Source organism: Sphingobacterium sp. PCS056 (assembly GCF_023273895.1).
Taxonomy (GTDB): domain Bacteria; phylum Bacteroidota; class Bacteroidia; order Sphingobacteriales; family Sphingobacteriaceae; genus Sphingobacterium.
In genome coordinates this window covers 2,013,514-2,024,855 of sequence record NZ_CP096883.1, presented here as the reverse complement: position 1 = coordinate 2,024,855, position 11,342 = coordinate 2,013,514, and the positions used below count along the sequence as shown (strand labels likewise).

Annotated in this window: 9 protein-coding genes and 5 tRNA genes; 5 read left to right on the top strand and 9 right to left on the bottom strand. The window is 36.9% G+C overall.

What is annotated here, in order from left to right; all coding sequences use genetic code 11:
- Positions 1-512 precede the first annotated feature (512 nt).
- The 5 genes from MUB18_RS08310 to MUB18_RS08290 form a co-directional block, all read right to left on the bottom strand.
- Positions 513-585, bottom strand: a tRNA-Met gene (locus MUB18_RS08310).
- A gap of 48 nt (positions 586-633) precedes the next feature.
- Positions 634-706: transfer RNA gene (locus MUB18_RS08305), tRNA-Met, on the bottom strand.
- A 49-nt stretch (positions 707-755) separates the two neighbouring features.
- A tRNA-Met gene (locus tag MUB18_RS08300) sits at positions 756-828 on the bottom strand.
- A 48-nt stretch (positions 829-876) separates the two neighbouring features.
- A tRNA-Met gene (locus MUB18_RS08295) sits at positions 877-949 on the bottom strand.
- A 48-nt stretch (positions 950-997) separates the two neighbouring features.
- A tRNA-Met gene (locus tag MUB18_RS08290) sits at positions 998-1,070 on the bottom strand.
- 115 nt (positions 1,071-1,185) lie between these two features.
- Between MUB18_RS08290 and era the strand changes: the two genes are divergently transcribed.
- Positions 1,186-2,064 (top strand): GTPase Era, encoded by an 879-nt coding sequence (era, locus tag MUB18_RS08285; RefSeq protein WP_045756147.1) that lies wholly within the window; start codon positions 1,186-1,188, stop codon positions 2,062-2,064.
- A 79-nt stretch (positions 2,065-2,143) separates the two neighbouring features.
- Here era and uvrC read toward each other — a convergent pair whose 3' ends face one another.
- Both uvrC and MUB18_RS08275 read right to left on the bottom strand, forming a co-directional pair.
- Positions 2,144-3,955, bottom strand: coding sequence for an excinuclease ABC subunit UvrC (gene uvrC / locus MUB18_RS08280; RefSeq protein ID WP_248755613.1), 1,812 nt, complete (start codon positions 3,953-3,955; stop codon positions 2,144-2,146).
- 74 nt (positions 3,956-4,029) lie between these two features.
- Positions 4,030-6,162, bottom strand: coding sequence for a transglycosylase domain-containing protein (locus MUB18_RS08275; protein ID WP_248755612.1), 2,133 nt, complete (start codon positions 6,160-6,162; stop codon positions 4,030-4,032).
- Positions 6,163-6,721: 559 nt separating this feature from the next.
- On the opposite strand from MUB18_RS08275, the gene MUB18_RS08270 reads away from it, so the two are divergent.
- Positions 6,722-7,939, top strand: coding sequence for a TCR/Tet family MFS transporter (locus MUB18_RS08270; protein WP_248755611.1), 1,218 nt, complete (start codon positions 6,722-6,724; stop codon positions 7,937-7,939).
- Here the strand turns inward: MUB18_RS08270 and ispF are convergent.
- Both ispF and MUB18_RS08260 read right to left on the bottom strand, forming a co-directional pair.
- Positions 7,936-8,415, bottom strand: coding sequence for a 2-C-methyl-D-erythritol 2,4-cyclodiphosphate synthase (gene ispF, locus MUB18_RS08265; RefSeq protein ID WP_045755032.1), 480 nt, complete (start codon positions 8,413-8,415; stop codon positions 7,936-7,938). The two genes, MUB18_RS08270 and ispF, sit on opposite strands and share 4 nt — an antisense overlap.
- Positions 8,416-8,614: 199 nt before the next feature.
- Entirely contained in the window at positions 8,615-9,439 is an 825-nt protein-coding gene (locus tag MUB18_RS08260) for a glycogen/starch synthase (RefSeq protein ID WP_045755033.1), read from the bottom strand.
- Between the two features lie 151 nt (positions 9,440-9,590).
- Between MUB18_RS08260 and panC the strand changes: the two genes are divergently transcribed.
- From panC to MUB18_RS08245, 3 genes are all read left to right on the top strand, one after another.
- A complete protein-coding gene (gene panC / locus MUB18_RS08255) occupies positions 9,591-10,436 on the top strand; it encodes a pantoate--beta-alanine ligase (protein ID WP_248755610.1) in 846 nt (281 codons plus the stop codon).
- Positions 10,437-10,493: 57 nt separating this feature from the next.
- Entirely contained in the window at positions 10,494-10,844 is a 351-nt protein-coding gene (gene panD, locus MUB18_RS08250) for an aspartate 1-decarboxylase (protein WP_094773256.1), read from the top strand.
- A gap of 90 nt (positions 10,845-10,934) precedes the next feature.
- A complete protein-coding gene (locus MUB18_RS08245) occupies positions 10,935-11,294 on the top strand; it encodes a hypothetical protein (RefSeq protein WP_248755609.1) in 360 nt (119 codons plus the stop codon).
- Positions 11,295-11,342 lie beyond the last annotated feature (48 nt).

Sequence of the window (11,342 nt, the reverse complement as noted above, 5' to 3'; positions counted from 1 at the left end):
TTTATCTTCTGCAAAATAGTGTAAAGATTACTTAATATAAATTTAATATGAAACGAAATCGATTGCATAAAATAACGCAATCGTTTGTTTAGCTAACTAATACATAGTTCAATTTGAAATTAAAAATCATACTGTTCTTTTATCTCTTGATATATCGATCTAGCGTATCCGTAGACACAATAAAAACTCAAAAATACAGACACTATAAAAAAAGCAGGTATCCATAGGAGATAGCTGCTTTTGTATGCCTTTTTGCAATTCTTTGAATAAGAAAATCAATTAATTTCTTTTTTATTATACGAGCAATTATACACTCTTCTTCAGTCAATACCTCAGTGACTCAGGAATATCACCAATTTCTCTAACTTCAGGATATAGAGACGGTACGAATTAAGCGACCTTCAGTTTCACAACCTACTTTTAACCTGTTACGATCATAGCTTTAGTAACATGTTCTCTAAAAAACAGGCAAAAAGAAACCCCTTAGCTTTTGACTAAGGGGTTCTTTATAGTAGCGGGAATCAGACTCGAACTGATGACCTTCGGGTTATGAGCCCGACGAGCTACCAACTGCTCCATCCCGCAATGTATTTTCAATGTCTTCGAATCCGTGTCTTTCAACGGACTCTTTAGTAGCGGGAATCAGACTCGAACTGATGACCTTCGGGTTATGAGCCCGACGAGCTACCAACTGCTCCATCCCGCAATGTATTTTCAATGTCTTCGAATCCGTGTCTTTCAACGGACTCTTATAGTAGCGGGAATCAGACTCGAACTGATGACCTTCGGGTTATGAGCCCGACGAGCTACCAACTGCTCCATCCCGCAATGTGTTTTCAATGTCTTCGAATCCGTGTCTTCCAACGGACTCTTTAGTAGCGGGAATCAGACTCGAACTGATGACCTTCGGGTTATGAGCCCGACGAGCTACCAACTGCTCCATCCCGCAATGTATTTTTAATGTCTTCGAATCCGTGTCTTGCAACGGACTCTTTAGTAGCGGGAATCAGACTCGAACTGATGACCTTCGGGTTATGAGCCCGACGAGCTACCAACTGCTCCATCCCGCAATATATTTTTTGGTCAATCTTACTTTTAAATACAAAAAAGCAAGATATCTTTACCTCCGAATTGGAGCACAAAGATATATTTTGTTTCTTTGTAATCCTAATTAAATTAAAAAAAATGTCGCATAAAGCAGGATTCGTAAGCATCATCGGTAAACCTAATGCAGGTAAGTCTACGCTAATGAACGCTTTAGTGGGTGAAAAGATGTCTATCATCACTCCTAAAGCTCAAACAACAAGACACCGCATTATTGGAATAGTGAATGATGAGGAGCACCAAATTGTCTTTTCAGACACACCAGGTATCATCAAACCAAACTATTCGCTACAAGAATCAATGATGAATTTTGTCCAAGGATCGCTAATCGATGCGGACATTATTTTATTTGTTACAGATATCAATGAAAAATATGATGAAAATGATGTTATCGAGAAATTGAAAAAAACAAGTTCTCCGGTAGCCGTTCTGATTAATAAAATTGATAAATCTAACGAAGCAGAAGTGATGGCTAAAGTAGAATTCTGGAAAGAAACCATCAATCCGGAAGTTATTTTTGCTGTATCAGCACTGCTTAACCACAATGTAACTGGTGTCATGGACTATATCAAGGAAAAACTTCCGGTACATGCCCCTTACTATGAAAAGGATGAACTGACAGACAAGTCAATGCGTTTCTTTGTCTCGGAAATGATTCGTGAAAAAATATTCAAACTGTACGACAAGGAAATTCCATACAGTTCTGAGGTCATTGTCACTTCTTATAAAGAAGAACCTAAGATCACACGGATTGCTGCAGAGATCATCGTAGAACGAGATTCGCAAAAAAATATTATCATCGGTACAGGAGGTTCCATGATTAAAAAAGTAGGTACCTATGCTCGTCAAGATATTGAAGAATTTATTGGCAAGAAAGTATTCTTAGAAGTTTTTGTTAAGGTAATCCCAGATTGGAGAAGTAAAAAGAATTACTTAAAAAGATTCGGTTACGACGACTAATTCTAGATTATATTTTTTGATCAATTACAATTAAGAAGAAAAGCCTCTAAAATTTAGAGGCTTTTCTATAGTATAAATTTTAGTTCTGATCAATGCGATTAAAATAAGTTAAAAGAGCATGCAACTGTTTGAGGTTTAATATTTTTTTTAGCTCTTCTTCAGGCGCCTCTTTAATCTTCTTGACAGACTTAAAGGTCGTCAACAGTTTCTCCACTGTGGTTTTTCCTATTCCAGGGATATCCTCCAATTCAGAAACAAAAGTCTTTCGACTACGTTGGTTCCTATGGAAAGTAATTCCGAATCGATGGGCTTCATCACGAAGGTGTTGTATAATTTTTAGTGTTTCCGATTTTTTATCCAAATATAGGGGATATTGATCACCTGGATAATACAACTCCTCTAATCTTTTGGCAATACCGATCACCGTCACCTGTTTTTCTATCCCCAATAACTTTAAGCTTTTCAACGCAGCGCTTAACTGCCCCTTACCGCCATCAATAATAATCAACTGAGGCAATCCGGTCCCTTCATCTAAAACACGCTTATATCGCCTATATACCGCCTCTTCCATCGTAGCGAAATCATTAGGCCCAACCACTGTCTTCACATTGAAGTGTCGATAATCTTTTTTTGATGGTTTTGCATCTTTAAATACCACTATGGCCGATACAGGATAACTTCCCTGTATATTGGAATTATCAAAACATTCGATATGTTGGGGCAACACATTCAACCGCAGATCTTTCTTCATCTGCGTCAAGATACGATCAACTCTTACATCAGGATTTAGTTTCTCATAATGCAACAAGCGTTCTTTCTTAAAAAAAGCCACATTCTTCAGCGATAGATCCAATAATTTTCTCTTCTCGCCTAATTTTGGAACTGTAAATTTGATTTGATCATTTTCTTGAATGTCCAATTCAAAAGGAACGATGATCTCTCGTGATAAACTTTTGAATCGATCTCGAATTTCAGGAATAGCCAAAGCTAGAAGTTCTTGTTCGGTCTCATCCAGGCGTCGCTTCATCTCAACGGTCTGTGTCTGGATAATAACACCATTCATTACTTTTAAGTAATTGACAAAAGCATAGCTCTCGTCCGATGCAATGCTGAAGACATCTACATTCGTGATGGATGAATTGACAACGGTGGATTTACTTTGATAAAAATCCAATTTGTCTAATTTCATCTTGTAAGCATGTGCTTTTTCAAAATTCATTTCTGAAACAGCTGTTTGCATTTGCTCTTTAATCCGATTGGTGACAACCGAAATTTTACCATTCAAAATATCTTTTATATCGCTCAGATTTTGGTCATAATCCTCTTCAGACTGATAACCTTCACACGGTCCTTTACAATTTCCGATCTGATATTCGAGACAGATCTTAAACTTACCTCGAGCAATATTCTCTTGAGTCAATGCCAGATTACAAGTACGTAACGGGAATAAATCCCGGATGACATCCAGCACGATGTGCATCATCCCTATAGACGCATAAGGGCCATAATAGCGGGAACCATCTTTAATATGCTTGCGTGTCCAAAAAACTCGAGGAAAACGTTCATTTTTAATAACGATCCACGGATAGGTCTTATCATCTTTTAATAATACATTATACTTAGGCTTATGCTTCTTAATCAATGAATTCTCCAACAACCAAGCATCAATCTCTGTATCTACAATTGTAAAAGCAATACGGTTGATCTGACGCACTAATACCCTTGTCTTACCGTTGTGTTGCGTTTCATTTACAAAATAAGAACCTACCCGATTTCTGAGATCTTTGGCCTTACCGATATAAATCAGTATATCCTGCTTATCAAAATACTGATAAACACCCGGTTTATGTGGAATTCTTTTGAGCTCTTCTTTATAATCAAACACGTTCATCTTCAATAAAACAAGCCAGATAACAAATTTCGAAAAACTCTATTACCTGGCTTTATACCTATATTTAATATTATTTAAAAACCTAAACGATCATCATTTAAGCTTGATTCAGAACCCGTACTATCACTACCGGCACTTCCGCCCCCACTCCAGTATTTGGAACAATCTACCACTCGGGTCAATCCTCCTTCAGGAAGTTCAAAATCACCTTTCGTATAATTTAGGTTCTTATCAGCGTATATCTTCTGCATATATAGTGCAAATACCGGCATCGCAGCTGCCGCACCTTGTCCATCTTGCATATTCGCAAAGCTGATACCTCGATCTTCAGCACCAGTCCATACACCCGAAACCAATTCAGGTGTTATTCCGATAAACCAAGCATCTGAGTTATCATTTGTAGTACCTGTCTTACCTCCAATCGGATTCGTTAAATGATATTTCCATTGAATTCTTCTTGCTGTACCTTTGGAAACAACAGATTTTAACATATCCACGATAATGTAGGCAGATTCACTATTCAATGCTTTGACCACTTTAGGAGCTTTTTCATAAATAGGTGTTCCATTTTTATCCTCAATTCTTAAAATTGCATTTGGCTCTATCCAAGTACCGTGATTGACAAAAGCAGAATAAGCGCCTACCATATCAAATACAGAAGCTTCATAAGCTCCAAGTGAAATGGAAGGATAATTAGGAACATCACTTGTGATACCCATGCGCTTGGTCAAAGCTGCAACTGCCTCTGGCGTTACCTGATTTACAAGATATGCTGTCGCATAGTTTTGAGATAAAGCTAGCGCATTTGCTAATGTGATTGGGTTTCCACCTTCAGCTGTCCCGCGAGGTGTCCAATTACCATAAGTTTGCTGATAATTGGGAATACTGTAACATGGAGAATAGCCATTATCAATTGCAACGGCATAAGTAAAAGGTTTTGCTGTCGATCCTACTTGACGAGTACCCATTTTTACTTGATCATATTTATAGTGTTCGAAATTAATGCCACCAACCCATGCTTTAATATGTCCCGTTTTCGGTTCCATAGACATCATCGCATTACGCAACATCAATTTATTATATCGAATAGAGTCTAATGGAGTCATAACTGTATCAACAGAGCCCTTCCAAGTAAAAATTGACATCGGTACTTTTACCTTAAATGCTTTTTTAATTTCATCTTCAGAAAGTCCATTCTCTTTAAGGATACGATAACGTTCAGAACGTCGCATACCTGTAGTCAATAATTTGGCATTAGCTCCTTTAAATGCATCTCTACTTTTCCATTGCGCATTGAATTTTACTTGCAATGATTTCATCCATTCTTTTTGAGCATCCTCCGCATATTGTTGCATCGTCATATTGATCGTTGTATAAATCTTCAATCCATCACGATCCAAGTCATAAGGAGTACCGTCAGATTTGGTGATCGAAAGTCTTGAAAACTCCTTTTTGATCTCTTCTTTCAATACTGCACGAAAATATGGTGCTAGACCTTCACCATAGTTTGCAATTTTCAACTGTAATCCAAGCGGTTTTGCCTGAGCGGCAGCTTCTTCCTCCAAAGAAATAAAGTTAGCCTTATTCATATTATCTAAAACTGTATTTCTACGTGATAATGCATTTTTAGGATATCTTACTGGAGAATAAACACCGGGACCTTTAAGCATCCCGACTAATAATGCTGCTTGATCAGCGGTAAGTTTATCTGGAGTCGTATTAAAATAGGTACGTGCAGCAGACTTAATACCAAAAGTATTATAGGCTCCAAAATCTACCGTATTAAAATACATTGTTATAATCTCTTCTTTTGTATAATTACGTTCTAATCGAACAGCAGTAATCCATTCTTGAAATTTTTGAATGATACGTTTGGGAGCACTTTTAGCTCGGCCATCCGAAAATAAATTGAGTGCCAATTGTTGGGTAATGGTACTACCACCTTGTTTATTCCCTGTCAGTGTGTGGAAAATAACTGTAAATGTGCGCGTATAATCAATCCCTGAGTGATCATAGAAACGTTTATCTTCTGTTGAAATCAGTGCTTGCACCAAATAAGGAGATAATTCACTATATTTTACATTAGATCTATTCTGAATATAATAAGTACCTAAAACCTTATTATCTTCGGTAATAACTTCAGAAGCTAAATTACTTTTAGGATTTTCTAAATCGCTAAAAGATGGCAATTTGCCAAATAACCCCATGCGTACACTAAATATAAATAGAAATCCAAAAGCTATTATTCCAATAATAAATTTCCAGAAATTACGTGTATACCGCTTGACATCCTCTGGTTGCAGTTTTTTTTGATTCTCTCTTCATTGAACCTTATTCTTTCTCGATTTGATCGTTATAAATATGTTAACATAATTCTTCGCTACAACATCAGATAATGTGCCAAAGATTATATGCATGACAACAAAGATATTACAAATATTTTGAGGAATCTCCATTCCATACAACATCCGTAAAAAAAAACCTAAAAAAGAATCATTCACAACTTAAAAACAAGTTAAAATCAATAAAAATTATTACCTGTTCAGGTCCATATCTCACAATTAATCAAATCTATTGGGTTAAACCCAAACTATGGAAGCGATCGAATTACAATTTTGAATATCACTGAAGCTTGGTATTTCAGAAATTTAGTTTAGATTTAAACTCAAATATCTTGGCCATCTATACTTGGATGCGTCCACCTGATGATTAATTTTATTATCGCTTCATTGATATTTTACGTGATTAAAACAAAACGCAGTATATATGTCCGTTAGTACCTCAAAAAGTTTATTCTTCATTTTTTTGACTGTCTTAATTGATGTCATCGGATTGGGTATTATCATTCCGGTCATGCCCAAATTAATAGAAGAATTAATTGGTGGAACATTGAGTGATGCATCTCGTTATGGCGGACTGCTTATGTTTTGCTATGCCCTTACGCAGTTCTTTTTTGCATCTGTATTAGGCAACTTAAGTGATCGCTTTGGAAGAAGACCTATTTTATTGATTTCACTACTAGGTTTCTCCATCAATTACCTTTTAATGGGCTTAGCACCGACTATTCTTTGGTTATTTATAGGTCGATTTATTGCCGGCATTACTGGCGCAAGTTATACCGTTGCTGCTGCATTTATAGCAGACATCAGCTCACAGGAAAAGAAAGCTCAGAATTTCGGTTTATTAGGAGCTGCCTTTGGTTTAGGATTTATTGTAGGGCCATTATTAGGCGGACTGTTGGGGCATTATGGTGCGCGAATTCCATTTTATGCTGCAGCGATATTGAGTTTTCTCAACTTTTTATACGGGTATTTTCTAATTCCTGAATCCCTTCAAAAAGATAATCGGAGACCATTTAAGTGGAGAAATGCCAATCCAGTAGGCGCTTTCAAGCAACTGGCCAAATATCCTCACTTAAAACAACTCTTTTTCTGTATTTTTTTAATCAATGTTTCAGCGCATGCAGTACAAAGTACCTGGTCTTACTACACCATGGAAAGATATCAGTGGGATGAAAGGATGGTCGGTATATCTTTAGGCTTTGTTGGGGCATTAGTAGCTGTCGTTCAAGCGGGTCTTATTCGTATTATTATTCCCAAACTAGGTTTAGAAAAAAGTATTTTAATCGGTTGCGGCCTTTATATGATCTCTATGCCTTTAATGGGGATGGCCTTTGCTCCTTGGTTGATTTTTTTAGCTATTGTACCCTATGTATTTGCTGGAATAGCCGGTCCTGCGATCCAAAGTCTGATATCCAACGAAACACCATCCAATGAACAAGGTCAGATACAGGGTGGGTTGACGAGTATCATCAGTCTAACAGCCATCATTGGCCCACCGGTGATGAGCTGGCTATTTGCCCATTTTACAGACAAAAAAGAAGCTCTCTATTTACCAGGAGCTCCTTTCTATCTCGGATTTGTACTGACTGCGGTCAGTTTTATCATCGCTTGTTTCTTTTTTAGAAGCAAAAAGAAACGTTAAGCTTTTTCAATCAAACAAACTGCATAAGCGACTACGCCCTCTTGTCTCCCAATAAAACCCATCGTTTCATTGGTCGTTGCTTTAATAGAGATATCCTCCACATCAAGACCTGATGCGGCTGCGATTTTTTCTTTCATCTGACTAATATAGGGTTTGATCTTAGGAGCTTCTAAGCATAACATGGCATCAATATTTCCTAAAGTATATCCCTTATCTGCAATCAATTTAATACAATGCTGTAATAAAACCAGACTATTAATACCTTTCCACTGATCATCAGTATTGGGAAAATGGTAGCCAATATCCTCTAAATTAGCCGCACCTAACAATGCGTCACAAATTGCATGTACCAAAACATCTGCATCAGAGTGTCCAAATGCACCTGCATGATGATCCAATTCAACTCCACCTACTATAAATGGATGTCCTTCCTTTAATTGATGGACATCAAAGCCAAAGCCAACTTTAATTTTCATAATATAGCTAAGGTAACATTTTAAATGATCATCCCTGCCATTAATTCCATCATAAAACAATTAGCAACCACAGGATAGATTTGATCATTTCATATAACCCATTCTATCCCAAATCAGACCATCCTTTTTTAGCTCTGGTAGATGGAACAAAAAAAAGCGCCTAATTACTTAGACGCTTTTGTTCTTACCTATCTTTTCCTTAGACCGTTGACTCTTCTTCTACCGGAGCGAATTGATCAAACAGATCACTAAAAGCTTCATAGTCTTCATCACCATTCGGCTCAAATACCTGAACGCCTTTTTCTTTTGCGTATGCTAGAATTTCAGGATTCACACCTTCCTCAGCTACAACAGCTACATCTGTAAAATCCAATGCACCTTTATAGATGTTGACATAACTTCCGTCACCATAAGTAGCAACATCTTCTTGCGTCAATGCACCTTCAGGAGCAATCTCTCTGTATTTATCTCCTAAAGTACCTGAGAATTCTTCGTTATATAACGAATACATCACTTTGGCTCCCTTAAAAGTAGGATCATCTTTATATGTCGTCTTCAAATAAGCCGGCACCAATGCTGAAAACCATCCATGGCAATGTACCACATCAGGCGACCAGCCTAATTTTTTAACCGTCTCCAATGCTCCTTTACAGAAGAACACCGAACGCTCATTGTTGTCATTAAAAAATTCTCCATTCTCGTCACGAAAAACTTTTTTCCGCTGAAAATAGTCTTCATTATCCAAGAAGTAAACCTGCATACGTGCCGCAGGCAATGAAGCTACCTTAATGATTAGCGGATTGTCATTGTTATCCACCACAATGTTTAAGCCTGACAAACGAATCACCTCATGCAATCTATTTCTACGCTCATTGATATTACCAAAACGAGGCATAAGAATTCGGATTTCAAATCCTTTTTCTTGCATAGCCTGTGGCAATTGACGCGTAATTTCAGAAATTTTAGTTAATTCGAGGAAAGGCGACATCTCGTGGGTTATAAACAATATCTTCGTTTTTGCCATCTCCAGTTTTTATTTATTTTATTTTTATTAGAACAGTAAAATCGGTCTACAAAGATACGTAAAATATCCCGACAATACAATTCCTTACAAATCATCGTTTTATATTCACAAATATATTCCTCACATTTGCCCTGCATTAAAATTTCTAAAAGTGAGAATTTTCAAGACTAAAAAAGAGCTTCAAGATTACCTGGAAACAGCGCGAGTCAACCAGCAAAAAATAGCTCTTATCCCAACAATGGGTGCATTACATGCAGGACATATCTCGTTATTGAATTACGCTAAACCGTTGTCAGATATAACCGTTTGCAGTATTTTTGTCAACCCCACACAATTCAATGATCCTAAAGATTTAGAAAAATATCCCAGACCAATTGAGCAGGATATTGCCTTATTGGAAGCCGCTAATTGTACGATTCTATTTTTACCTACAGTGGAAGAAATGTATCCTGATCAAGATGAAAAATGGCATATCAACCTTCATGGATTGGATGAAATATGGGAAGGTAAAATGAGACCTGGACATTTTCAAGGAGTTACACAAGTCGTATATAAATTATTCAATTTAGTTCAACCTGATATCGCTTGTTTCGGCCAAAAAGATTTTCAGCAAGTGATGGTTATTGAACAGATGATCAAAGAAAAAGCTTTACCGATCACCATTGCACTCTGTCCAATCATCAGAGATGACAATGGTCTTGCCTTAAGTTCTAGAAATATGCGCCTTTCTGAACAGGGAAAGCAACAGGCGCTGGCCTTGTTCAGGACACTTCAATTTATTAAGAATAATGTTCAGAACATCGATTTGCCTGAATTGAAAAAAATGGCCACCAATCGGTTAGAAACGAGCGATGGTATTGCTTTAGAATATCTAGCTATCTGCGAAACAACCACATTACAGGAAGCTATCGTTATTGAAAACGGTAAACAATATGTCGCTCTGGTTACCGCCAGAGTGGAAGATGTGCGCCTAATTGATAATATGATTTTGAATTAATTGTCACATTATACTTAATAGCTTTACATTTTTACAAGAAAAATCTAACTTTGCCACATGTTTATAGAGGTAATGAAATCTAAAATCCACCGTGTTCGGGTTACACAGGCCGAATTGAATTACGTTGGTAGTATTACAATTGATGAGGATTTAATGGATGCAGCAAATATTATTGCAAACGAAAAAGTTCAAATCGTTAACAATAACAATGGTGCACGTTTAGAAACATATGTTATTCCTGGCAAAAGAGCCTCTGGTACTATTTGTCTAAATGGAGCAGCAGCAAGACTGGTTCAGGTAGGTGATATTGTGATCATCATATCCTACGCACAAATGGAGATGGAAGAGGCGAAGAAACATATTCCAAGCTTAGTTTTTCCAGATGATAACAATCAACTTATAAAATAATCTGATAAAAATAAACTTTCCATAGAAAGCTACGTTTATTTTCAATAATTTAGCACTCGTATAAATCGAGTGCTTTTTTTTATTAGCGACATGTCATATAAAATAAATATCAGAAAGGTCTTAGCATCCATGCAACTTGCATTGATCAGCTTGATCATTATTTCTGGTGTTATTTTTATGCACAAAGAAGTCAAGTCAAACGGCGAGATTGTCATGCACAATCACCCGTATGATTTTACAGACGATCAACCCCGACAGCAAGAATCCGATGATCAAATTGATTTTCTAAATGTTGTCTATTATCAAAATTTTGTTCAAAGTGAATTTATAGTTTTTGAAGATCCCATTCGGACTATCTTTCACGTTTACAGTTACCAGGTCTACACACCTCTTTTCACAAATTGTGTCGTCGACCATGCTTTCCTTAGAGGTCCTCCCCCGTTAGTTTAAAATATCATCATCTTTTGCATTCGTCTAAGTCAGAGAAGAATGCTATTC